Annotated in this window: 20 protein-coding genes; 7 read left to right on the top strand and 13 right to left on the bottom strand. The window is 67.4% G+C overall.

Annotated elements, in window-relative coordinates; translation table 11 throughout:
• A partial coding sequence (locus AC5592_RS09635; protein WP_063063989.1) for a maleylpyruvate isomerase N-terminal domain-containing protein occupies positions 1-714 on the bottom strand: 714 nt, incomplete at its 3' end.
• A gap of 413 nt (positions 715-1,127) precedes the next feature.
• Here AC5592_RS09635 and AC5592_RS09640 point away from each other — a divergent pair.
• From AC5592_RS09640 to AC5592_RS09650, 3 genes are all read left to right on the top strand, one after another.
• Positions 1,128-1,898 carry a DUF6319 family protein gene (locus AC5592_RS09640; protein WP_063063990.1) on the top strand — a complete coding sequence of 257 codons (771 nt, stop codon included), beginning with the start codon at positions 1,128-1,130 and terminating at the stop codon, positions 1,896-1,898.
• A 112-nt stretch (positions 1,899-2,010) separates the two neighbouring features.
• Positions 2,011-2,388 (top strand): MerR family transcriptional regulator, encoded by a 378-nt coding sequence (locus AC5592_RS09645; protein WP_036504284.1) that lies wholly within the window; start codon positions 2,011-2,013, stop codon positions 2,386-2,388.
• 16 nt (positions 2,389-2,404) lie between these two features.
• The gene (locus AC5592_RS09650) at positions 2,405-3,301 is read left to right on the top strand and encodes a TIGR03619 family F420-dependent LLM class oxidoreductase (protein ID WP_063063991.1); all 897 of its coding nucleotides are present in this window, start codon (positions 2,405-2,407) and stop codon (positions 3,299-3,301) included.
• Positions 3,302-3,308: 7 nt separating this feature from the next.
• Here the strand turns inward: AC5592_RS09650 and AC5592_RS09655 are convergent, their stop codons facing one another.
• The 3 genes from AC5592_RS09655 to AC5592_RS09665 are packed head-to-tail and all read right to left on the bottom strand — an operon-like array spanning position 3,309 to position 5,994.
• Positions 3,309-4,850 carry a GGDEF domain-containing protein gene (locus AC5592_RS09655; protein ID WP_083871076.1) on the bottom strand — a complete coding sequence of 514 codons (1,542 nt, stop codon included), beginning with the start codon at positions 4,848-4,850 and terminating at the stop codon, positions 3,309-3,311.
• A complete protein-coding gene (locus AC5592_RS09660; RefSeq protein ID WP_051024863.1) occupies positions 4,850-5,449 on the bottom strand; it encodes a hypothetical protein in 600 nt (199 codons plus the stop codon). The genes AC5592_RS09655 and AC5592_RS09660 overlap by 1 nt, the downstream gene beginning before the upstream one ends.
• Positions 5,446-5,994, bottom strand: a complete 549-nt coding sequence (locus AC5592_RS09665; protein WP_083871071.1) for a pyruvoyl-dependent arginine decarboxylase — start codon at positions 5,992-5,994, stop codon at positions 5,446-5,448. Before AC5592_RS09665 ends, AC5592_RS09660 begins: the two co-directional genes overlap by 4 nt.
• A gap of 200 nt (positions 5,995-6,194) precedes the next feature.
• On the opposite strand from AC5592_RS09665, the gene AC5592_RS09670 reads away from it, so the two are divergent.
• Complete coding sequence (locus AC5592_RS09670; protein ID WP_232329278.1) at positions 6,195-7,916, top strand: sodium:solute symporter family protein; 1,722 nt, start codon at positions 6,195-6,197, stop codon at positions 7,914-7,916.
• 12 nt (positions 7,917-7,928) lie between these two features.
• On the top strand, positions 7,929-8,192 hold the full coding sequence (locus AC5592_RS09675; protein ID WP_063063993.1) for a hypothetical protein: 264 nt from the start codon (positions 7,929-7,931) through the stop codon (positions 8,190-8,192).
• A gap of 10 nt (positions 8,193-8,202) precedes the next feature.
• On the opposite strand, the gene lhgO is transcribed toward AC5592_RS09675, so the two are convergent.
• The 9 genes from lhgO to AC5592_RS09720 all read right to left on the bottom strand — a co-directional run bounded on the left by lhgO (position 8,203) and on the right by AC5592_RS09720 (position 18,063).
• Positions 8,203-9,405 (bottom strand): L-2-hydroxyglutarate dehydrogenase, encoded by a 1,203-nt coding sequence (gene lhgO / locus AC5592_RS09680; protein WP_063063999.1) that lies wholly within the window; start codon positions 9,403-9,405, stop codon positions 8,203-8,205.
• 68 nt (positions 9,406-9,473) lie between these two features.
• Entirely contained in the window at positions 9,474-10,166 is a 693-nt protein-coding gene (locus tag AC5592_RS09685) for a YcnI family copper-binding membrane protein (protein ID WP_063820407.1), read from the bottom strand.
• Positions 10,167-10,301: 135 nt separating this feature from the next.
• Positions 10,302-11,000 (bottom strand): DUF8020 domain-containing protein, encoded by a 699-nt coding sequence (locus AC5592_RS09690; protein WP_036504278.1) that lies wholly within the window; start codon positions 10,998-11,000, stop codon positions 10,302-10,304.
• 284 nt (positions 11,001-11,284) lie between these two features.
• On the bottom strand, positions 11,285-12,640 hold the full coding sequence (locus AC5592_RS09695; protein ID WP_084506514.1) for a PepSY-associated TM helix domain-containing protein: 1,356 nt from the start codon (positions 12,638-12,640) through the stop codon (positions 11,285-11,287).
• A gap of 450 nt (positions 12,641-13,090) precedes the next feature.
• A complete protein-coding gene (locus AC5592_RS09700; RefSeq protein WP_063063994.1) occupies positions 13,091-13,669 on the bottom strand; it encodes a hypothetical protein in 579 nt (192 codons plus the stop codon).
• A 124-nt stretch (positions 13,670-13,793) separates the two neighbouring features.
• A complete protein-coding gene (locus AC5592_RS09705) occupies positions 13,794-15,452 on the bottom strand; it encodes an acyl-CoA synthetase (RefSeq protein WP_063063995.1) in 1,659 nt (552 codons plus the stop codon).
• Between the two features lie 144 nt (positions 15,453-15,596).
• Positions 15,597-17,258: an acyl-CoA synthetase gene (locus AC5592_RS09710; protein WP_232329279.1), complete on the bottom strand. Its 1,662-nt coding sequence runs from the start codon at positions 17,256-17,258 to the stop codon at positions 15,597-15,599.
• 128 nt (positions 17,259-17,386) lie between these two features.
• On the bottom strand, positions 17,387-17,803 hold the full coding sequence (locus AC5592_RS09715; protein WP_063063996.1) for a YbaB/EbfC family nucleoid-associated protein: 417 nt from the start codon (positions 17,801-17,803) through the stop codon (positions 17,387-17,389).
• Positions 17,800-18,063: a hypothetical protein gene (locus tag AC5592_RS09720; RefSeq protein ID WP_063063997.1), complete on the bottom strand. Its 264-nt coding sequence runs from the start codon at positions 18,061-18,063 to the stop codon at positions 17,800-17,802. The genes AC5592_RS09715 and AC5592_RS09720 overlap by 4 nt, the downstream gene beginning before the upstream one ends.
• A 157-nt stretch (positions 18,064-18,220) precedes the next feature.
• On the opposite strand from AC5592_RS09720, the gene AC5592_RS09725 reads away from it, so the two are divergent.
• Complete coding sequence (locus AC5592_RS09725; RefSeq protein ID WP_157121712.1) at positions 18,221-19,900, top strand: hypothetical protein; 1,680 nt, start codon at positions 18,221-18,223, stop codon at positions 19,898-19,900.
• A 7-nt stretch (positions 19,901-19,907) separates the two neighbouring features.
• On the top strand, positions 19,908-22,991 hold a 3,084-nt coding region (locus tag AC5592_RS09730; RefSeq protein WP_442789561.1), incomplete at its 3' end, for a T3SS effector HopA1 family protein.

Consider the following 22,991-nt stretch of genomic DNA (forward strand, 5'->3'; position numbering starts at 1 on the left):
CCGCCACGGCAGCCGCCGGGTGCCCCACTGCGGAAACTCCAGCGCCAGGGCGGCGATGTGGGCGGCGGCGCCGGCGGCCCGGCCGGGCCGCACCCGCAGCCGCCCGCCGCGCGGCTCGATCCGCCAGGTGCCGCCGCCGGGGCCGGTGAAAGTCAGTGCCACCGGGGCGTCGAGCCAGCTCAGCGCCTCGCGGTGGGAACGTTCCAGTAAGACGGTGAGCCAGGTCAGGATGGCGTTCATGCGCAGCGCGTCGGTGGGCGGTGGCGGAAGGTCGAGCGCGGGTGCGATGTCGTGGCGCAGATGCGTGTGCCAGTCGAAGAGGAGCATCGCCGGAATCAGATCCAGCCGATACCAGCCCAGTTCGCCGATCGGGAGCTGGATGCGCCGTATCCCCGCCGCGGTGAACAGGGTCAGCGCCCGCACGCCCCGCCGCGACCAGGTCTCGAACTCCGGGAGCACGTGACGCGTTGTGTGGGAACGCTTTTCGTCCACCAGCTGTTCGTTGAGGCGCTCCAGATCGCGGGTGGCGACGATGGCGGCGGCACTCGGCGTGAGCAGGGCGCGCACTCCGGTCGTCATGTGGATGACGACCTCGGCCACCGACCATCCGGCGGCCGCACTGGGCGCGGCCCACTGCTCCTCGGTCAACTCCCCGCAGAATTCGATCACCGCCCGGCGCTCTTCGCTCAGGCCGGGCAGATATCGCGAACTCATCGGCAGACCTCGACGACCACCGAACTCCTCATGAACAGCGCACGCTACCGGTTCGTAGTCGCCGGGAGCCAGAGCGCGCACCGATTTCGGCCCCTGACCGGCGCGGAGACACAGCGGCGAAGGTGTCGCCCGAGGCGGGACGGTGACGCTCGCCGCGGGCCGGAGAAGGGGCCGGGCCCGATGGTTCGCCGAAACATTGCGGCGGACTCTTTCCCGTGTCGACGGGCGGACCTCGAGGATTCGAGATGCCACGTGTGCACTCGGATGAGTTCGCCGTTCCTGACCCGGCCGGTTCGCTGAGCTGTTGCCGACGTGTCGGCCGGGGCCCGGGCGCCACACGCGATGTGGACTTGTCGGTGCCATGGGGCATGCTCTTGGCACGCCGATGTCTACGAGCCCGCCCGGAGTACACCATGTCGTCCCCACGAACCAAACCGCAACCGTTGTCCGACACCGAGATTCGACAGATAGCGGCCGAGCTCGCCGACGGCCGGCCACCCATGGTGTGGTTCACTCCGGCCGCAGTGGGAGTATCCGAGGGGCGTTCGGGCAAGGTGATCGCACTCGGTGACCCCGCCGACGGAGACTTCCTGCAGGTCCGGCCGACCGGCTCGAAGGATGTCATGTCGTTCTCGCCGACCGAGGTGACATTGGCCAAGCCCGCCCGCAAGGACAAGCGCACCACCACATCCGAGACCACCGGCGCCACGCCGCCGGCAACGAGGAAGGACACCGCTGTGAGCATGTCGTCGTCCGTGACCACGCCGCCCGCGCCGCCCGCTCCGGCAGCGGCGCCCGCCGCGGCGTCGAAAACGCCCGCGCCGCAACCTGCTTCGGACCCGAAACCGGCCGCCAAACCCGCCGCCACGCCCGCCCGCACTCCGCGTGAGAAGCCCGCCGCGGCCGCCCGCAAATCCAAGGCGCCCGAGGTGACGGTCACCCTGGCCGGCACCGCCGACGGTGAATGGACCGTCGATGTGGTGCACGGCAAGAAGCGCACCATCAAGGGGCTGTCGGTACCGGGCGCGTCGGTGGCGCAGGCCGCGAAGCTGCTGCACCCCGAGGTCGCCGAGGTCGTGGATTCCGTCCTGGACGCCGTTCGAGATTCGCAGCGCGCCAAGGTCGAACAACTGCAGGCCGAACTCGAACACGCCCGCCGCCTCCTCGACGAACTGTCCGGCTAGCCGGGCCGCTCGCCACCTCGCCCTCCGCGCAGGCGCGAATACGCGCCCGCGGCCTTGCGTTGACACCGATGACAACGTTTAGCGTTGCGGCCGCAGTGGCGAGAGGGAATTCATGCTGATCGGAGAACTGGCCGAGCGAGCGGGGACGAGCACCCGGATGCTGCGGTACTACGAGCAGCAGGGTCTGGTCCGGTCCCGGCGGTCGGCGAACGGCTACCGCGTCTACGACGAACACGAGGTGGACGTCGTGCGCAAGATCCGGGATCTGCTGGAGCTGGGATTCGATCTGGCCGATACGCAGCCGTTCGTCACCTGTCTGCGCGGCGGCAACGAGTCGGGTGACGAATGCCCGGAATCGGTCGAGTCACTGCGTCGCAAATTGGCCGAGATCGACGATGCGATCGCCCGACTCGGCGCCGCACGCCGGCAACTGACGGACCGGATCGACGCTGTCACCGGGCCGCTGCCGAAGTGCGCGTTCACCTGCTAACTCGGAGGTTTTCCGGATGCGTTTCGCGGTCAGCTACAGCACGGCGTTCAACGGCACCGATCCCGATCGGCTCGTCGCGTTCGCCCGGCATGCCGAAAACTGTGGATTCGAAGGGCTCTACGTCCAGGATCACATCGCGCTGTATCCCGGGGCGGACTACGGCGCGGGCGAATTGCCGCCCACCCTGCCGTATTTCGATCCACTCGACTGCCTGAGCTTCGTCGCGGCCGCCACCCGGCGGATTCTGCTCGGTACGGGAGTGTTGTTACTGCCCTACCGCCATCCGGTCGTGCTGGCCAAGCGGCTGGCGACGATCGATGTGCTGTCTCGCGGGCGGATGCGGCTGCTCACCGTCGGCCTCGGCAGCCTGCCGGGTGAGGCCCGGGCGCTCGGGGTCGACTACCGCACCCGCGGCCGCCGTACCGACGAGGCGATCGACGTGCTGCGGCTGCTGTGGTCGGGTGGTGCGGAGGGGGTCAGCCATCGGGGCGAGTTCTTCGCTTTCGACGATCTGTGCAGCTACCCCAAACCGCTTGGCGGGAGCGAACTTCCGATTCACGTCGGGGGTTCCAGCGCGGCGGCCGCGCGGCGTGCCGGGCGGCGCGGCAACGGCTATTTCGCCGGTGGCATGCTGACCGAAGCAGAGCGCGACCGGCAGTTCGCGCTGGCCCGCGACGCCGCCGTCGAGGCGGGCCGCGATCCCGCGGCTCTCGAGTACACGCGCTGGGGATCGGCCGATATCTCCGCCGACCGTGCCGGACAACTCGGCGAACACGGTGTGCATCGCCTCGTCGTCGGATTCGCCGGGGCCGAACCCGCACAGCAGCACGATCAGATGTCGGAATTCGCCGAACGTTTCGCGCTCGCACCCGAGGGCGCGGGCAGCGGTTCCGACCGGCTGCCCGCGGTGTGACCGCCGCTCATACCGCTGGTTCGTGCCGGCGCACGCGCCGTCGGCTTTCGGCTGGGGGCAGGTGACGCAGGTCGTCGTGGAACGCGCAGCCGAGCGAATAGTCCTTGGCGTGGTACATGGCCGAGTCCGCTTCGCGCAGTAGGTCGTAGATGGTGGCGTCGGTGCTGCGCGGCCCGCTGCAGGCGATGCCGATGCTCGCGCCGATGGTCACCTCGGTCACCGACAGTTCGAAGGGTTTGCCGAAGGCGGCCAGCAGTTTCTCCGCGAGGACGGCCGCCTCGGCGCGGTTGGCGCCGGCCAGCACCACGAATTCGTCGCCGCCGTAGCGGGCCGCGACGTCGTCCCGGTGGATGACACGGCGGATGCGGGCGGCGGCATTGGCGATGAGTTCGTCGCCGACCGCATGACCGTAGCTGTCGTTGATGGTCTTGAAGCCGTCCAGATCGAGGAACAGCAGGCAGATCGGGCGGCCGGTCCACAGTTCGCGATTGCGGGCCGGTGCGCGCAGCAACGCGGACCGGTTGAGCAGGCCGGTGAGCATATCGTGGTCGGCCTGGTACTGGGCCCGGCGTTCGCTGCGCGCACTGCGCACGATCGCCCGCTCGCTGCGCACCAGCACACCCACCAGCAGCGTGGCGAGCAGGGCGGACACCACCACCCGGTCCACCGTGCCGACCCGTGCGCCGACGGTCGGCACCAGTGAGGCGACCACCAGCGTCACCGCGATCACGCTGGCGCGCTGGCGGGACCGGTGCGGATGCACCCGCCGGGCGCCGCCGAGGGTGACCATGGTCGGATGCAGCGCCGCCAGCCCCACCATCGCGTAGGCGACGAGCAGCGGCGTCAACAGCATGCGTGCGTCGAGATGCACCGATCCGGCGGATTGCAGGTTGTAGCCGAGGTCGGCCACCAGGATCGCCAGCAGGCCGACGTGCACCAGCCGCAACGAGGTCTCCGAACGCGACGACGTGACCACGGAGTGGGTGACCAGCGTCAGCAGGAGGGCGTCGATCACCGGATAGATCGGCATGATCAGCGCCGAGGCGTCCCAGTGCCGGGTGTTGTGCAGGACGGGGGAGATGAGAAAGGTCCACGAGGCGAGCAGGGCGCCGAGCGCGATCAACCCCGAATCCAGCACCAGATCGCGTTGACAGCTGGAGCGCCGCGGCCACAGCCAGAGGAAGGCGGCGACGCCGACGCCGCCGTAGCCGGCCAGCGTCGCCAGATCGTCGTAGGGCGGGAATCCGCTGCCGGTGAAATCGCGCAGCAGCGTTCCGGCGGCGAACAATACGCCGGAGAGGGCGAGCAGATACCAGGCCGCCGGTGCGGGCGGCCGATGCCGGCGCACTCCCGTCCCGATCATGGTCAGCGTCGCCACGACGACGCCCAGGACCGCCGTCAGCGACAGCGCCGGTGATTCGGCGCTCGCCAGGACCACGACGATCAGGACGACGGCGGCCGATAGTGCTGTGCGCCAGAGCTTTTCCGGCGGCCAGGTGCGTAGCGGCCGGATGCGGGTGGTGTGGTGGTGCTGTGTGCCGGATGTCATCAGCCCCCCTCGTCCGCGTCGTCGTCGATGAACCGAGCCGCGTAGTAGGTTTGTGAATCCTCGATCGCGACTTCCACGTTCGCCTGTTCACCGATCGCACTGCGCAGTGCGTCGGCGAACGAGAATTGAGAATTGTTGTACGAGCAGATGTCCCAGCCGACGACCCCACCATCTGCCGCCAGGATCTGGACAACTGTACTGATCATGGCATGAAAAGCCACCCCGTGTCGCGCAGTTGGGGTAACAAGGGTGAAACCTGCATAGTAAATCGCATTGCGCTCGGCGTGTTGCGGAAACCGTGTCGCAAAGTACTCCGGACTGATCCACGGCACGGTGTCCAGATGCCGGGTCAGGGTGGTGAGCCCGATCGGTTCGCCGGCCGGCGTGCGGGCCACGATCTTGTCGACCCGGGTATCGGTCATCTCCGCGCGGAACTCGTTGCGGTGCAGCACCTGCCGGGCGACCGCCTGCGCTCGCAGCGGTCCGAAGGCCTGCTCGTAGAGGTCGTGGAAGAGTTCGATCTCGGCGTCCGCGATCGCCGCCTCGAGGGTGATCTCGACGCCCGGCCATAACGCTCCGGGGCCGAGCGCATCGTTCACGGGCGATCCCAGCCGCTGGCCCGGTACGCGGCCAGCACCAGCGCACATGTGTCGCGGCCGTCGGCGCGCGCCGCGACGGTGGCGGTGTGGATCGGGCCGAAGCGTCCCGGCCGCGCGGCGGTCATATCGGCGAGGCTGGCGTTGATGAGATCATCGACCTGCTCGGTCGTTTCGGCGGCGTGTTCGACGAACAGGCCCGCGCCGGAACCGTCCGCGCACAGGGTCCAGCCGATCCCGGCGGCCGCCGTGGCGCCCGGCGCCCGCGCGTGCCCGAGGGCGTAGACGCAGTAGAGACGGTCGCCCCAGCTGATCCGCTGGCGCACCCGCGCGGTGCGGCGCAGCTGTGCCCGCGGTGGGATCACCGACGACAATCGGATCAGATTCGCTTCTCCCACACCGAGTTCGCACAGCGCCGCGTCGAAGGCGGCCACCTCGGTAGCGCCCCTTCCCGTCGCCGTGCCGATCTCGATCGTCAGCGTCGCGGATCCTTCGCGATCGCGATCACGGCGGCCGAGGGGGTCGAGCGAAGTATGAGTTGTGAGCATCGTGTTCGATCCTTCCCGGGCTCACCAGTGTTGCATTTTGCCGGGCGGCCTTTCTCTAAAATCCTTCTTCGAAGAGTGGCAGATCGACCCGGCGCGCGCCGCGCGGGACGCGGACTGGCCCCGGAGATGCACTGGGGCGCGCTACGATCCGGGCACATCGCGACCCGGTCGACCGCTGGTCTTTCCGACAGGAGATCCGTATGCAGCCTCTAGCTCAGCTACCGCACCGGTTCGACTCAGCGGCGGCGGTGCTGGGTGCGGATCAGCTCCGGCTCGATGCCGCGCCCGTCGATTACGCCTTGGTCGCCGTGTATTTCGTGTTCGTACTCGGTATCGGACTGATGGCCCGCGCACGGGTCTCCTCGAGTATCGATTTCTTCCTGTCGGGTCGGTCGCTGCCCGCCTGGGTCACCGGCCTGGCCTTCATCTCCGCGAACCTCGGTGCGGTCGAGATCATGGGTATGTCGGCCAACGGCGCCGAATACGGCATGCCGACCATGCATTACTTCTGGATCGGCGCGGTGCCGGCCATGCTGTTCCTCGGCGTGGTGATGATGCCGTTCTACTACGGCTCCAAGGTGCGCAGCGTGCCGGAGTTCATGCGGCGCCGCTTCGGCACCGGTGCGCATCTGGTGAACGCGCTCAGTTTCGCGGTCGCCCAGGTGCTGATCGCCGGGGTGAACCTCTATCTGCTGGGTTCGATCGTCAACGTGCTGCTGGGCTGGCCGCTCTGGGTGTCGGTGATCGTCGCGGCGCTGATCGTGTTGTCCTACATCACCCTCGGCGGTCTGTCGGCGGCGATCTACAACGAGGTGCTGCAGTTCTTCGTCATCGTCGCGGCGCTGCTGCCGCTCACCCTGGTCGGCCTGCATCGCATCGGCGGTGTGAGCGGTTTGAAGGACAAGGTGACCGCCCGGCCCGACGGCTCCGAACAGTGGCATTCCTGGCCGGGCCACGAGCTGAGCGGTTTCTCGAACAACGTCCTGTCGGTGACGGGCATCGTGCTCGGTCTCGGCTTCGTGCTCTCGTTCGGTTACTGGACAACGAATTTCGTCGAGGTGCAGCGCGCGCTGGCGACGCATTCGATCTCGGCCGCGCGGCGCACCCCGATCATCGGCGCCTATCCCAAGATGTTCATCCCGTTCATCGTCGTCATCCCCGGTATGGTCGCCGCACTGCTGATCCCGCAGATCGCCGAGTTGAAGAACACCGGGCAGGGCGACGCGACCTACAATCAGGCGCTGCTCTACCTGATGAAAGAGGTTCTGCCGAACGGACTTCTGGGCGTCGGCCTGGCGGGTCTGCTGGCGGCGTTCATGGCCGGGATGGCGGCCAACATCTCGGCGTTCAACACCGTCTTCAGCTACGACCTGTGGCAGCAGTACGCGGTCAAGGACAAGCCCGACGGCTACTACCTCACCGTCGGCCGCCTCGCCACGATCGGCGCCACGGCCGTCGCGATCGGCACCGCGTTCATCGCGGGCAGTTTCTCGAACATGATGGACTACCTGCAGACGCTGTTCTCGTTCTTCAACGCGCCGCTGTTCGCGACCTTCATCCTCGGCATGTTCTGGAAGCGGATGACCCCGACCGCCGGTTGGGTCGGCCTGGTGTGCGGAACCCTCAGCGCGGTGGTGATATTCATCCTGAACAAGGCCGAGGTGTTCCATCTGTCCGGGCAGGGGTCGAGTTTCGTCGCCGCCGGTGTGGCCTTCGTGGTCGATATGGTGCTCAGTATCGCGGTGAGTATGTGGACCACGCCCAAACCCGACGCCGAACTGGTCGGGCTGGTGTATTCGGAGACGCCGAAGGCCCAGCTCACCGACCCCGATGCCGCGACGCTGCCGTGGTATCAGCGACCGGTGCTGCTCGCCGGGATCGCCCTGGTCATCGTGATCGCGCTGAACATCTTCGTCGGATGAGGAAGTGACGCCATGCTTTTCGATATCCGCACCATCGTCGGTGCCCTGCTCGGGTGCTACGGCCTGATTCTCGTCGTCACCTCGCTCGTCCACGACACCGCCGCCCAGCGGGTGCGCACGGGTGGGTGGAATATCAACCTCTGGGCCGGGATCGGGATGCTCGTCGCGGCGGCGGCCTTCCTGCTGTGGGTGGTGCTACGCCCGGTCCGCGAACTCACCGAATCCGAACCGGAGCAGTCCGAGACCGAGTCGCCCGGCGGCCCGGCGGAACCTTAGCGACCCAGCGCTATCGGCCGTCCTGCTCGAGTACGTCGACGACATGCTCGGCGATGGCCATACTCGAGGTGGCAGCGGGGGAGGGGGCGTTGCGGACCGCGGTGATCGGGCCGAGGCGGTGGATGCGGAAATCGTCGACGAGTTCCCCGCCGGCGTCGACGGCCTGCGCCCGCACACCCGAACCGGCCCGGAACACATCGCGCACGCCGATATCCGGGACATACCGTTGTGCCGCCCGCATATAGGCGCGCGCCGACAGTGAGCCGTAGATTTCCCGTACTCCGGTGCGCCAGTGCCGGCGCGCCATCCGCCAGGACCCGGGCCAGGCCGCGAGCTCGCGCAGGTCTCGCGCGGAGACCGCCGACCGGCGGTACCCCTCGCGGGCGAGGGCGAGCACCGCGTTCGGCCCCACCTCCACCTCCCCGTTCACCCGGCGGGTGAAATGCACGCCGAGAAAGGGGTACCGCGGATCGGGCACCGGGTAGATCAGTCCCCGCACCAGATCCTTCTTCTCCGGCCGGACCAGCATGTACTCGCCCCGGAACGGAATGATTCTGGGCCCCGGCTCATCTCCGGCTAGCCCGGCCACGGTATCGCTGTGCAGGCCCGCGCATACGACGAGCCGATCCACCACGAGGTCCGCGGCGTCCGAACCGAGATGGATGCCGTCCGGGGCGCGCGTGACGGCGGTGACCGGAACGGACAACCGGATCTGCCCGCCCGCGGCCATGATGTCGTCGGCGAAGGCGGCGGCGATCCGGGGAAAGTCGGTGATGGCGGTATGCGGGGAATGCAGCGCGGCCAGTCCCGTCGCATGCGGTTCGATCTCCCGGAGCTCATCGGCATCGATACGCCGCAGTCCCGGTACGCGATTGCTGCCCGCGCGCTCGGCCAGCGTGTCCATCCGCGCCACGTCGTCCGGGGTGACCGCGACGACCAGTTTGCCGACCTCGTCGTAGGGCAGCCGCTTCTCGGCGCAGTAGTCGCGCAGCAGCTGCCGTCCGCGGGCGCACAGGGTGGCCTTCAGCGACCCGGGCTCGTAATAGATTCCGGCATGGACGACTCCGGAGTTGTGACCGGTCTGGTGGGCCGCGACCCGATCCTCCTTGTCCACGACGACGACTCGGCTGCCGGGCCGCCGGCGGGTGATTTCCCGGCCGATCGCCAGTCCGATGATGCCGGCGCCGATGATGCCGACGGTCTGCTCCGGCACGCTCACTCCCACTCTCGCCCGTGATCAGCCATTGCGGTCGTCGTCAATGTACGGGCGGTCTCCGTCGATCACGCTCCCGGGTGCCGACCGGGCGGCGGCTGGTGCCGGGACCGGTTCCGCGTGAACATCGTGGCGGCCGCGAGCACGCCCAGGGCGCCGAGCACGATGCCGATACTGCCCAGCCATCGCGCCGTGGTGTCGGTCTCGTGCTCCTCGGCCGCGGCGGCGACGTGGACGTCGCCGTGGTTCTGCGCCCCGCCCTCGTGCGCCGGCGCCAATGCCAGTGTCGGCGCGGGGAATTCGGGTTCGGTGTCACCCGAGGCGGGTTGATCCCATTTCACGACCCGTCCGTCGGCGTAGGTCTGGGTGGCGGGCAGCGTGACGGTGTCGGCGTCCGGCAGACCGTCGGCCAGCACCGAGAACTGTTCGAATTGCCCGGCCCCGATGCCGCCGCCCGGATCCGCCATCCACGTGACGGCGACGACCCGGTGGTTGTCGTCGCGGGTGACCTTCGTCTTCCAGCCCGGCACGGGTTCGGTTTCGGCTTCCGTGACGGCCGGAAGCTGCACGCTCAGTTGTGTAGTGGCGCTACCGGTGGCCGATTCGTTGGGCACCCGGAAGGTCAGCACCGCCGAGCCGCCGCGGGCCGCGTCGGGACCGGAGACGGTGACATGGGCGGAGGCCGGGGCGGCGGCGAGGACGGTGGCCGCCGCGGTGGCGATACCGGCGAGCGCGGCGCGGCGGAACCAGGATTCGTTCATAACGCGGTGACTCCTTCGCGAAGGGAAAACGGAGACAACCTGTGCTGATCGTGTGCACGATATCCCGGAACGGCCGTGCCGGCGCCGATCCCGGCGGATTGCGCTGGGCGCCTCCGCCGGGTCGCCTCACCTACCTCACTTCGCGGGGAACGGGGAGTTCACCGTGGTGAAGTACTGCGCCGCGGCCAGGACCGCGACCGGGGCGGTGACCAGCAACTGACCCGCGAGGGTGCCCAGCGCGCCGATGGCCACGATGCCGCCGAGGCAGCCCACCACCGCGGCCGGAACGAACGGGCCGAACATGCCGACGATGGTGGCCGCCGCGATGGTCGCGCCCGCGATTCCGCCCAGGACACAGCCGATTCCGGCGCCCCCGATGCCGCCGACCAGGGTGCCGATCGAGGCGCCGGCGCTGAGGGTGCTGGTCATCCGGCTCCACGCGGCCTGCTCCCGGTCGTACGGGGTCTTCCACGGCGCGCTGTCCTCGAACGGCATCGCGACCGGCTGGTACGCCGCGTGCGCAAGGTCGAACTTCGGGGTCAGGGTCGCGGTGCGGTCGTGGATCTGCGCCTCGATCGGGAAGACGAAATCGTCGACCCGGAAGGACAGCCGCGTTCCGGCCAGCACGGTGCCGTCGGCCGCCTTGACGGTGAATACGCCGTCGTCGGCCGACAGCGATCCGGCATCGGTGGAGATGACGGTGCCGGTCGGCGTGGTGGTCGTCTGGAAGCCGACCGCACCGGCGTCGGCGGGCTCGGCGCCCGCGGTGGCCGTGCTCAGGCCCAGGGCGGCGGCGACGAGGGCGGCGGTGGCGGCGATGTTCTTGATTCCCATGGTGATGAATCCCTTTGCGGTATCAGGTAAACGAAAGTTGCTGTAGGTGTGCCGAGGGCGCCGAATGCGGGCATGACGCAGCCCCGGACGACCGAAAACGGTGTGTCCGCCGGAAGACGGCGCAATCGGTGATGCCGGCCGATCGCTGTCGGCGGCTGTCACGGCCCGGCCGAGCGCGCGGTTCACCGCACGGGCGACTCGGCGTCGCTCGTGCGAGTGGGAAAGATGTTCCGGCGCAGCCGGATTACGTCGGCAGGTGTCGTGACCGAATGCGATTCAGGACTTCAGGCGACTACTTCCCGGCGTCGTCCGGCGATCAGGCCGAGGACGATATCGGCGATCAGGAAGGCGAGCAGACTCACGCCGAGCACCGGTGCGAACCATCCGATTCCCACGGTGACCGCGACCAGCGGGACGCTGATCCACAGCGGCGCCCGTCGCAGTACTCCGCGTGCCGGGGCCCGGCCGAAGGTGAACGGGCTGTTCTCGCGGGTCGGACGCCGTCGCCACCACATCAGGTAGCCGCGTCCGATCACGGTGATCAGCGCGATCATCGTGGCCAGCAGCAACAGCTGATTGGCGAGGCCGAACAACATGCCCATATGCAGCGCAATGCCCCAGCTGGCGAGTTTGGCCATCAGCGGCCAGTCCCCGTACCGCAGGATGTCGGTGACATCGCCGGTCCTACCGTCCACCGCGATCGCGTCCTGGGTGTAGACCCCGGGCAGGCGGCGTTCCTTGACGGTGAAGGCGGTGGTGTCCTTCGCCGGGATCGTGATCTCGACCGGACCGTCGATACCGTGCCCGCGGGCCACCGCGAGGACCTTGTCCACCCGAGCGGCGCGGTCGGCGGGAACGGGCATCGACATGCCGTGTCCGCCGGTGTGTTCGGCATGTTCACCACCGGCCGGCATCGCCGGCATCGGTGCACCCGGCAGTGCCGTGTCGACGACCGGAGTGGTCCAGTTCAACTGCTGCCGCAGCGATGTGATGTGCTGCCCCGCATGCTGCGACCAGGTCATACCGGTCGCCGAGAGGAACAGCAGCGGCAGCACGATCCACATCCCGACCGCGGCATGCCAGGTGACGCTGCGCGGGCGACCGGCCTTCGACCGATCCGGCCACAGCAGCCGCCGCGCGGAACCGCGCGAGCGGCGCAACCACATCACCACACCGGCGAGCGCGATGATCCACATCCACGACGCGGCCATCTCGCTGTAGAGCCGGCCCGCATCGCCGAGATGCAGGTTCCGGTGCAGCACATCGATCCAGGTGCGCAGGGGCAGTGCACCCGTGCTGCCGTAGACGACGCTGTCGCCCACGGAGGTCGCGGTCACCGGGTCGACGAAGACCGCGCGCCGCTCGGATTCTCCGAGGCTCGGATCGGTGAAGATCACGCGCGTGGTATCGCCCGCGTGTTGCGCCGGGTCGACCGCGACCAGCGCCGGCGTCGGTTCGGCGGCCACACCGGCCGCGATCTGCTCCGACAGCGGCCGCGCCGGACCGGTCGAATCGACGTGCAGCAGGTCGCGATTCACGATCGACTCGATGCTGGGCGCGACCGCGTACAGTGCCCCGGTCACCGCCGCGATCAGGATGAACGGCGCGACGAAGACGCCGGCGTAGAAGTGCAGCCGCATGGCCAGCGCCTGCACCGCTCGTCCGGTGCCGGACCGAGACGGTCGCGACGGTCCGGCCGCGTCCGTGGGCGACTGTTCGGCCGAACCGGGTGGTGACTGCTGCGCCGCGACGGGCGGCGACTTGTCCGGCTGCGGCGGCTCGGTGCCCGCGGCCGGAATATCGGTGATGCTCACTGGTAGTGCTCCTGTTTCGAGGGCACCCACATCGTTGTGCGCGAAGATCGCGCCGCCGTGGCTCGGATCGCCTCGATCGTCACCGACGCGGAGTGCGGTGCGGAGTCGATGCGCGGCCGGACGGTGCGGCCGAGGACACCGCGCGGCGGCGTGCCGTGCGGTGCGACCGAATCCGGCAGAGAGGTGGCCTCGTAGTACCGCCGCACTGGGACTGTGGCGGTACTACGAAACGCACTGTCGGCGAGGATGATTCGCGAATGTGGGCGTTGAGATGTCTCAGCAGTAGACAGAGAGCGGTGGTCCCCGGGTCCGGAAGGTTTCGGTGGGGAAGATCCGCAGGATCACCCGGTCGCGGTGAACGCTGCGGGGAAGAATCGATTCGTCGATCGCCGGGAGGCTCACCGGGACCGGCAGGACACGCGCGACCGCGGTACCGATCCGGTAGGCGGCCTCGGCGCCGAGAATGACGACGGCGGCGCAGACCGCGCCGACCAGGTGGGCGCCCAGCATGGCGGGCGTCCACAGCGGCATATCGTGCATCTGCGCCATATCGGCCGACATCACCAGATGGCCGATCAGCTGTCCGCCCCACAGAGCCGTGACCAGTCCGACGGCGGTGGTGCGCAGCGGTGCCAGCCCCGCGACGAGCGCGCCGACCGCCGTGGAGGCGGCCACCAGCAGCATCAGGGTGCTGGACTGTACCGGCATCCCGCCCGCCGCCCAACCGTGCGCGGCGATCGACAGGGCTCCCGACACGGATCCGGCCGACGCACCCCGCAACCGCGCCACCGCGGCTCGACGCGAACGCGTCGACACCTGGGCGCGGGCCGATACGCGGCCGGACGGGGGAAACACGAGCTGAATGATAGCTGACCGCTTCGAAGCCAATTCACAGATACGAAGACTTCATTCCGCGTGGAAGTTCCGCGGACACGCGATCGGCCCGGGAGTCGCACTCCCGGGCCGATGCGGGGACGACTCAGTCGCCGGTGACGTCCATTTCCGTCAGCGGTTTGCGCAGCAGCTTGCCGGTGGCGTTGCGGGGCAGCTCGTCGAGGAAGATCACCTCGCGCGGCACCTTGTAGCGCGCCAGGTTCGCCTTGACGTAGTCCTTGATCTCCTGGGCGTCGCGCTGGGAATCGGGGCCGGGAACGACGAAGGCGCGCAGGCGCTTTCCGAACTGCTTGTCGTCGACGCCGACGACCGCGGCCTCCTGCACGTCGGCGCGGTCGGCGATGAGGTGCTCGACCTCCTGCGGGAAGACGTTCTCGCCGCCGGAGACGATCATGTCGTCGTCGCGGCCGTCGATGAACAGCAGCCCGTCCTCGTCGAAGTGCCCGACGTCGCCGCTGGACATCATGCCGTCGATGGTTTCCTTGGTGCGGCCGTCGGTGTAGGCCTTGAACGAGTGCGCGTTCTCGATGAAGATCGTGCCGGTGACGTTCGGCTCGGTGATGCGCTTGCGGTTCTCGTCGAACAGCGCCAGCCGGATGCCGAGCGGCGGACGGCCCGCGGTACTCGGCGACTTGCGCAGATCCTCCGGGCTCGCCACGGTGATCAGCGCGCATTCGGTGGAGCCGTACACGTTGTAGAGCACGTCACCGAAGTAGTCCAGGCTGCGCGTCACGACGTCCGGCGGGATCGCCGAGCCGGCGGCGAAGATCATCCGCAGCGAGGACATGTCGTACTTGGCGAGCGTCTCGGGCGGCAGGTCCAGCATGCGCTGCAGCATCGTGGGCACCACGACCAGCGACTCCGCCTTGTACTTGTCGATGTTGGCGAGCGTCTGCTCCGGATCGAAACGCCGCTGCTGGAAGATCATCCGGTTGCCCAGCGAGAGCCCGAGGGTGAACTGCGACAGTCCGGTGGCATGGAAGACCGGCGCCGCGACGACCATGGAACCGTTGCGCGGCAACGGAATTCGATCCAGGAACTGCGCGGAGATGAACGGGCTGACCTTGTCGCGCGGCGCGCCCTTCGGGGTGCCGGTGGTGCCGGAGGTCAGAATGACCATGCCGCCCGGCTTCGCCGGCGCACTTACCGCATCGGGGGACTGTCCCTCGCGCAGCGAATCGACGGTCGGGATCGCGGGATCGACGTTGTCGGCCTCGTCCACCCAGGTCAGGATGCGGGGGATCTCGTCGGGGATGGCGCTCATCAGGTCGAAGAACTCGCTGTCGTGCAGCACCAGCTTCACCTGCTCGCGCGTGGCGACGTCGGCGAACTGCGGCTTCGCGAAGCCGGTGTTCATCAACACCGCGCGCACACCCAGCTTGCCGGTCGCGGCCAGGCTCAGCACCATGCCGCGGTGGTCGCGCGCCAGCAGCGCCACCACATCGCCCTCGCGCAGGCCGTGCGCCGCCAGGCCGCGCGCCAGCTGGTTGGACTGCTCGTTTACCTCGGCGAAGGTCAGCTCGCCCCGCTCGTCCAGCAGCGCCGCGGACTTCGGATTGGTCTTCGCCGCGTGCATGATCACGCCCGCGAAGGGTCCGAACTTGGTGACGTTGAGCGCCGAGCTGACCGCATGATCCGGTCGCAGCGGGCTGAACAGCCCGCGTTTGCGCATGACGTTGACCCCCAGAGCCAGATCTCCGGCCTTTCGGAGGGCAGTGCTTGCTGACGGAAGGACAGCTGACATAGGTACAACCTTCCGCGGATTCCGCCAGGCAGGCGGGACCGCAACATCGAGATCCAGTGCCTGCCAACCCTAGCAAGCAGGGGCGCAGGGATGTGGTTCGCGTCTCTGTAACCGACGGTACCGCACAACTGGTCGAGTGACCGGTTATGTGATCTGGTATTCCACCAGTGCCCGGCGCAACAGCTTGCCGGTGGCGTTGCGCGGCAGATCGTCGAGGAACACCACGTCACGCGGCACTTTGTAGCGGGCGAGCGTGCCCTTCACGTACGCCTTGATCTCGTCCGGATCCAGGGTGGCGCCCGGCTCGGGCACGACGAAGGCGCGCAGGCGCTTGCCGAATTCCACGTCGTCCACGCCGACCACCGCCGCGTCGAAGATGTCCGCCCGCTCCAGCAGCAGGTTCTCGACCTCCTGCGGGAAGACGTTCTCGCCGCCGGAGACGATCATGTCGTCGTCGCGGCCGTCGACGAACAGCAGTCCGTGTTCGTCGAAGTGGCCGACGTCGCCGGAGGACATATAGCCGTCGATGATCTGCTTGTGCCGTCCGTCGGTATACCCGCCGAACGGCGCACCGGAGCGAATGAAGATGCGCCCCTTGACATTCGGGCCGTTAACGCGCTTGTCGTTCTCGTCGAACAACACCACTTCGCAGGTGATGGGTGCGCGTCCTGCGGTGCCCGGGGCGATGGCCAGATCCGCCGGCTGGGCCACCGTCGCCACCGCGCATTCGGTGGAGCCGTAGAGGTTGTAGAGCACCGGGCCGAACGCCTCGGCGGCGCGCACCGACAGTTCCGGAGACAGCGCCGATCCGGCCAGCACGATGGATTTCAGCGAGGACAGGTCGTAACGCGCGCGCACCGCGGGATCGAGTTCGACCATGCGATGCAGCATCGTCGGCACCGCTACCAGCAGGTCGACATCGTGTTCGGCGATCAGGGCCAGGGTGCGCTCGGCGTCGAAGCGACGCATCATCACCGTCGTCGCGCCGAGGGCGGTGGCGACCAGCCAGGTGGCCTGGCCGGTGCTGTGGAAGATCGGCGAGACGATCAGCATGGTGCCCTGCGGCGGGAACGGGATCCGATCCGCGATCTGGGCCGAGGAGATCGGCGAAACCGCCTCGCGGGGAGCGCCTTTCGGCAGGCCGGTGGTGCCGCTGGTGAGGATCACGAAGCCGCCCGGCTTGGCCGGCAACGGCAGCTCGTTCGGCGGGTGGGCGGCGATCAGTTCCTCGATCGTTATCGCGCCCGTGGGCAATTCGGCACCGTCGTCGACCCAGGTGATCACGCGCGGCAGCTCCGGCGGCAGCGCGTCGAGCAGGCCGACGAATTCGCTGTCGTGCAGCACCACCTTCACGTGCTCGCGTTCGCAGACCTGCGCGAACTGCGGCTTCGCGAAGCCGGTGTTCATCAGCGCCAGCCGCGCACCGGCCTTTCCGGCGGCCGCCATCGCCAGCAGCAGCCCGCGGTGATCGCGCGCGAGAATGCCGATCACCGTTCCCGGTTCGACGCCGAGCGACTGCAGCCCGCGCGCCAGCCGCGTGGAATTGTCGTCGAGTTCGCGGAAGGTCATACTGCCGTGCTCGTCGACCAGCGCCGTCCGCTGCGGCCACATCCGCGCGGCATGCCGCACCATCGTCGCCTGCGGCCCGAGCCGGCGCCCCTCCTTCGCCGACAACACCGTCTCACCCGGATTGCGCGGATCGATGAACCCGCGCTCCCGCAGCACATTCAACGCCCGCACCGCCTCGGTCACCCCGACCGCCTTGCGCGCAACCCCGTGCAGCACCGACCCGATACCGACGCCCACGTCAACCACCTCCACACGACCCGACCGCGTGCTGGGGACGGTAGCAGCCGCAAGTGTGACTTGGTACACACTTCCGGTCAACAGCTTGGCCTCGATTGTGGGTGGCGTTGCCGTGACGACGCGGCAACCTACGAATCATCCTCCGGCGGAAAGGGATCGCGCAGGCTGGGCGCGCCGGGAAGCAGTTCGGGCAGGTCCGGGAGAGTGCCGACGATATCGGTCACCGGCGCGATCTTCTCTGTGGTGTATCTCCGGGCATGAGCGGCAGCTTCGCGTATGACCTCGGTCAGTTTGCGGGCCAGATCGTCGGGCTTGGCCCGCATGGCGGCGGGCTGCAGCTTGATTTCGGTGACGATACCGGCGGAATCCACGCTCACCGCCACGGTGTCGTCCACGGAACTGGCTTGGATACGAACGGAATCGAGATGGGCTCGTATTTCCGCGAGGCTCGCCTTCTGCTCTTCGTAGACGTCGAGCATGTGGTTGATCTCCATACGCGCCTGCCGCCGGAAGTCGTCGTCTTCCGGGCCGAGCGGATCGGTCATCGGGGATCGTCCCCGAGCGCCGTGGTGGCCTCGGCTCGGTGTTTCACCATCGCTGCGGCGAGGGTCTCCCGCAACTTGCGCGGCCAGGTGGTGTTCGCGATCTCGCGCAACAACCACTCGGGCTCCTTGTCGTCCAAGCGAAGCAGGGCGAACAGGACGACGTCCTCTTCGAACATCGCGCGATTACGGTCGGCGTCGATCTCACCGCGTAGCAACTGCAGGACAATCTCTTTGGACGCAGACAGGTTCGCACCACCCATAGCGATCTACTCCGTTCGTTTGCCTCGCGAGCACGTCCGGAACGTGCATCTCGAAACTGTCGTACATCACGCCTGGCCACCAACAGTGAGCATTCCCATTGTCGGGAAAGTGACCCCGCAGACGGAGAATCGTCGATAACCGAGTCAGGGGGTTGAGATGGCGCAGGAGCTGCGGGTCGATGCGGATCGCCTCCATGCCGTCATGCAGGAATACGAGTCCATCGGGGAGTCCGCCCGCCGGGCCCACGATGAGCTTCGGGCCGTCTTGGCGGCGGAAGGCGATTGCTGGGGTGAGGATACCCCCGGTCGCTCGTTTGCGGAAACCTATGTGCCGGACTCCAGAACTCTGCTCGACAGTCTGAGTAAGACGCTCGGATCGCTCACCACCGAGGGAAATCTTCTGGGCGGCATAGCGAAACGAGTCAACAACGCCGATGAGCTCGGCCGGTCATCGGTTCTCGGTGCGATGCCCGACCGAGAGTACAGCTCAGGAATCGAGCCGTATTCGGGCGCTGCGCCGCCGAATACGGCCCCTTCCAGCGTCGCCCAGACAACCGGATCTGCACGTCCATCGCAATCCATTATCGGACCCGGCGCATATGCAGGGCAGAACAGTACGCCATCGAACGGTGAGCGAGCAGGTGGTGCCGGGCAGCCGGCCTCGAATTCGCCGGGCGCCCCCTCGAACGACACACCGGCAACCTCCGGAGATTCGCAGGCGACAGGTCGATCTGATTCCCCGGCACCGAGTACGAACGGGGCACAGCCGTCATCGGGGGCACTGCCACCGGATACCGGGCGTAGGTCGTCCCGGGAAACTGCGGCTGGTAGGCCGCCCCGGGAAACTGCGGCCAACGGAACTTCCAACAAGAGCGACGGTGCGCGGGCGGTGGAACCGGCGCGACCGAACACGCCCTGGTCGCGATCGCCGGGTGCCGCGCCGACCGGCCCGAGTGCTCCGAGGAAAGTGTCCGCTCCGTCGAATCGGCCCGGTGAATCGCATGGGGCGCGGCCCAATTCGCCGTCGGCGCCGAAGGCTTCTCCCGGTAAGACTGCGCCGCGGAAGGCGGTCTCGGCACCTCAGGCTCGTCCCCGGCGCGAGGACAAGCAGCAGAAGGTGCGCCTCGCTACGCCCGACGAAGCCCGGGAGCTTGCCGAAGCGCTGATGGCGCGCCACGGTTTGCGAGTTCTCGGTTTCGAAACTCCGGGCATCGGCCTGGATATTCTCCGGGAGATCGCTGCGGCTCTCGACGATGTTCTCACCGCGTATCCATATATCGCACTTCCGAAATTCGCGATCGCCGAATGCGGGGAGGCTGTCACCAGGCTCGAACGGTCTCGAAATGCAGATGGTTCAGGTCCCCTGCTCGCGGGTTTGACTCTGAACGTGGCGTTCGCGAAGGACGCTGAGACATTGGCGGAGAAGGTCGCTGCGGAAACCGGGCGCGGCAAGATTTCTCGCGGATCCGAGAATCGGCCCGTATATTCCACCATTGTTCGTCAACTCGGCCATGCGCTCGATATCTCCGGCGGCTTCGCGGCTCGCGCGGTGTCGCAGCGGACCATGATTTCCGAATACCTGTCCGAGTGTGGTGACACCAGACTCGAGACGCCACTCGGCGGTATCGTCCGAGGGTATTTGAAATGGCGGGACGGGTTGAGTCGATACGGTTTCCCGAACGGCCGTTTCGAGCCCGGAATGGCCCTGGCGGACGCGTTCGTCGAGGTGCAGATGAACCCGGCAGACGCCGGTGCGCCCGCGCGCGTATTGCACCGGTTGCTGGTGGAGACCGCCAGGCGGCACAGTCCGAAGGACCACATACGCGAGCAGGTGTAATCGCCTCATGACCCTGCGGTTGCCGAGTGAGTTCCCGGATTGGCTGGTTTCGGCCTGCGCCGGGCATTTCCCGGAGGGCGACGAGGACGCGATGCGACGGTGTGCGTCCGGCTGGTCGACTTTCGCGGACCACTGGGATTCCGAAGCAGGTCGATATGAGCAGGCTTCCGCGGCGGAGCAGCTGGCTATTTCGGGGCTCACCTCGAACGCGAAAGATGGCAGAAATCAACAAGTCGTCGCGGACATGCGCAATTCGGCAAAGTGCTGCCGGGTCATGGCCGATCAGCTGAACAAAACCGCACAGAATGTCGAGTATACGAAGCTGCTGGTCATAACCACCGGCGTGGCGCTGCTCGTGCAGATCGCGGTCGACCTCGCCCTCGTGGGGCCCGGCGCGATGAAGGCTGCCGCGGACAAGGCGCGGGCCGAGGTCGCATGGAAGGCGGCGGGACGCACGCTCCTGAACAGGGTGGAGGCGGACGGTGCTGCGGCCGTGTTGCGGCGCGGGGGTATTCCGCTGGCGAAGGTGGCCGCGATCAGTGTGGGGGTGGGTGCGGGAACCGGCGGCCTCGTCGACCTTTCGGCGCAAGCGATTCAGAAGTACAAGTTCCATCATCGGGACGAGATCGACTGGAGCAGCGTCGGCCGATCGGCTGCTATCGGCGGTATCGCCGGTGGTGCCGGCCTGGCCGCCGGCCTCAAACTGGCGCCGATCGTCAATCGGGCATATGCCCGGGCGGCCCAGCAGGCGACATCCAAGGCGATGAAGTATCTGGCCCGGGTGGGGCCGACCGTGGTGATCGGCACCGTGGGTGGTGTCGCCGGCGGCGTGGCGGGCGTGGGAGCCCAGGTCGTGCTCACCGGACGTCTGCCGACGAAAGAAGAGCTCAAGCAGGCCGTGATCACCGGATTCGCTGGTGGTTTTCTCGGGTCGGCCGCTGTGCTCGCTCATCCGGGATCACTCCCACACGGCCCAACGGTGACAGATCCGGGACCGGTTCGACCGCCGAGCAATCCCGACGAGGTGATTGCCCGAGCGCTGGCGGACCATCCGGATATCTTCGATGAGCCCAGGTCGTTGCGGGATCTGCGGGATCGAATGGGTGACGATTCATCTTTCGGCGACCTTTTTATGCTGCGGGAGGAATCTCATGCCCGCAACGGTGTCGAACCGCCGTCGCTGTCCAGGGAGAGTCTGAACGATTTTCTGCACGAGGTGTGGCTCGACCGCGAATTCACGTTTGATGCAAACGATGTATACAGCGCGTACGCTAAAGCGTACGAGTTCAATCCGGTTAACGACGGACGGGGATATGTAGACGCTCTGGGAGATTTGTCTGCGGACCGACCGTCCGGTGCGCGGGCCGTGTATCAAACATCTCAGGGCGTTTCAGAATTCAATCCGTCCGTTGCGGCGGGTATGAGTCCGAACGACAGGGGTTTTGTTCACTACCTGAGGGAGGGTGGCGACTCGGACGACGTCGGATACCGCGTGTATGTCAATGCGCGAGGTGATTCGGCGCCCGCTATGATGCGCTCTCTCGTGCATGATGTGATCGATAATCCGGGTAATTTCCCCGACGTGTACGCTGCGAAGATTTCCGGGCCGGGCAGTCATCGTCCGGACAATATCGTCATCTATGTCAAGGATATCGACTCCGCGAATCGAGTTACGGACTGGCTCGGTGGGTATTCGGATAAAAATCCCAATGCCTTCATGCATCTGACTCCTGCCATGACCCATCAGGTCATGGACGGTGTCTCTATCGGTGCGGAACCCACCGTAGAGGGACACAGCTTCGGTACCAGACGTGCAGAAGCGATATATGACGGGCTTCATGAGACATTGGAGAACGGCGGGACTTTCGAGGATTTCGCCAGAAATGTCGATGTCCAACTGCAAAGCAAAGGCATCTGGCCGGACAATCCATTCCGTAATGTCGGTGATTCACCGGGAGCCGGCAATGCGCGCCAGAATCAGCCCGCGACGGCTCCGGCCGCGGCAAGGAGAGGCGACTCCGGCGACGGCCGTGGTGTCGTCACACCCGACCCTCGAACCACAGGGGAGCAGCCGCCGCCCGTGCCGCCCGGGACTGCTGCACCGCGGGGCGAGCCGGTCCCCGGTGTGCGGCCAGAGGGCGAGCAACCGGGTGAGCCGCCTGTCGTACCGGGTGAGCCGACGTCCGAGGGGAATGGGAGCCCCCGATACGACGAGTTCGGGTTCGACCAGGACGGATTCGACATGCGCGGATACGACCGGAACGGGTACGACAGGGACGGATACGACCGCAGCGGATATGACCGGGACGGCCAGCCCCGGGGTGGGTACGACGAGGAGGGCTACGACCACAACGGTTTCGACCGGGACGGGGTCCACAGGCAGGGATACGACCGGCAGGGGTACGACAGGGACGGGTACACCAGGGAGGGATTCGACAGGGACGGATACAACAAGGACGGGTACGACCCGCGCGGATATGACCGGGACGGCCAGCCCCGGGGCGGCTACGACGAGGACGGCTACGACCACAACGGTTTCGACCGGGAGGGGTTCGATAGGCAGGGATACGACTGGCACGGGTACGGCAGGGACGGATACAACGAGCGCGGGTACGACAGGGACGGATACGACAGGGACGGATACGACCGGGACGGGTACGACCAAGACGGGCAGCCTCGAGGCGGTTACGACGAGGAGGGGTACGACCACAACGGGTACGACAGGGACGGATACAACAGGGACGGCTACGACAGATTCCGGCAGCCTCGAGGCGGTTACGACGAGGAGGGGTACGACCACAACGGTCTCGATCGGCGCGGCTATGACAAGGAGGGGTACGACTTCAGAGGTTTCGATCGGGACGGATACAACAGGGACGGGTTCAACCGGTACGGGTACGACAGGGACGGATACGACAAGGACGGATACAACGGGTTCGGGAATCCCCGGGGCGGTTACGACGAGGAGGGGTACGACCACAACGGTTTCGATCGGGAGGGGGTCGACAGGAACGGATACGACAGGGACGGTTTCGATAGGGACGGTTTCGACAAGGAGGGATACGACCGGCACGGGTACGACGCGGAGGGG

Origin of the sequence: Nocardia violaceofusca NBRC 14427 (assembly GCF_963869435.1) — a bacterium.
Classification (GTDB): domain Bacteria; phylum Actinomycetota; class Actinomycetes; order Mycobacteriales; family Mycobacteriaceae; genus Nocardia; species Nocardia aobensis.

Coding starts and splice junctions, on each gene's coding strand:
- AC5592_RS09640 (WP_063063990.1), top strand. CDS start 1,128: ATGTCGTCCCCACGAACCAAACCGCAACCGTTGTCCGACACCGAGATT.
- AC5592_RS09645 (WP_036504284.1), top strand. CDS start 2,011: ATGCTGATCGGAGAACTGGCCGAGCGAGCGGGGACGAGCACCCGGATG.
- AC5592_RS09650 (WP_063063991.1), top strand. CDS start 2,405: ATGCGTTTCGCGGTCAGCTACAGCACGGCGTTCAACGGCACCGATCCC.
- AC5592_RS09655 (WP_083871076.1), bottom strand. CDS start 4,850: ATGACATCCGGCACACAGCACCACCACACCACCCGCATCCGGCCGCTA.
- AC5592_RS09665 (WP_083871071.1), bottom strand. CDS start 5,994: ATGCTCACAACTCATACTTCGCTCGACCCCCTCGGCCGCCGTGATCGC.
- AC5592_RS09670 (WP_232329278.1), top strand. CDS start 6,195: ATGCAGCCTCTAGCTCAGCTACCGCACCGGTTCGACTCAGCGGCGGCG.
- AC5592_RS09675 (WP_063063993.1), top strand. CDS start 7,929: ATGCTTTTCGATATCCGCACCATCGTCGGTGCCCTGCTCGGGTGCTAC.
- AC5592_RS09685 (WP_063820407.1), bottom strand. CDS start 10,166: ATGAACGAATCCTGGTTCCGCCGCGCCGCGCTCGCCGGTATCGCCACC.
- AC5592_RS09690 (WP_036504278.1), bottom strand. CDS start 11,000: ATGGGAATCAAGAACATCGCCGCCACCGCCGCCCTCGTCGCCGCCGCC.
- AC5592_RS09695 (WP_084506514.1), bottom strand. CDS start 12,640: ATGCGGCTGCACTTCTACGCCGGCGTCTTCGTCGCGCCGTTCATCCTG.
- AC5592_RS09705 (WP_063063995.1), bottom strand. CDS start 15,452: ATGTCAGCTGTCCTTCCGTCAGCAAGCACTGCCCTCCGAAAGGCCGGA.
- AC5592_RS09715 (WP_063063996.1), bottom strand. CDS start 17,803: ATGACCGATCCGCTCGGCCCGGAAGACGACGACTTCCGGCGGCAGGCG.
- AC5592_RS09720 (WP_063063997.1), bottom strand. CDS start 18,063: ATGGGTGGTGCGAACCTGTCTGCGTCCAAAGAGATTGTCCTGCAGTTG.
- AC5592_RS09725 (WP_157121712.1), top strand. CDS start 18,221: ATGGCGCAGGAGCTGCGGGTCGATGCGGATCGCCTCCATGCCGTCATG.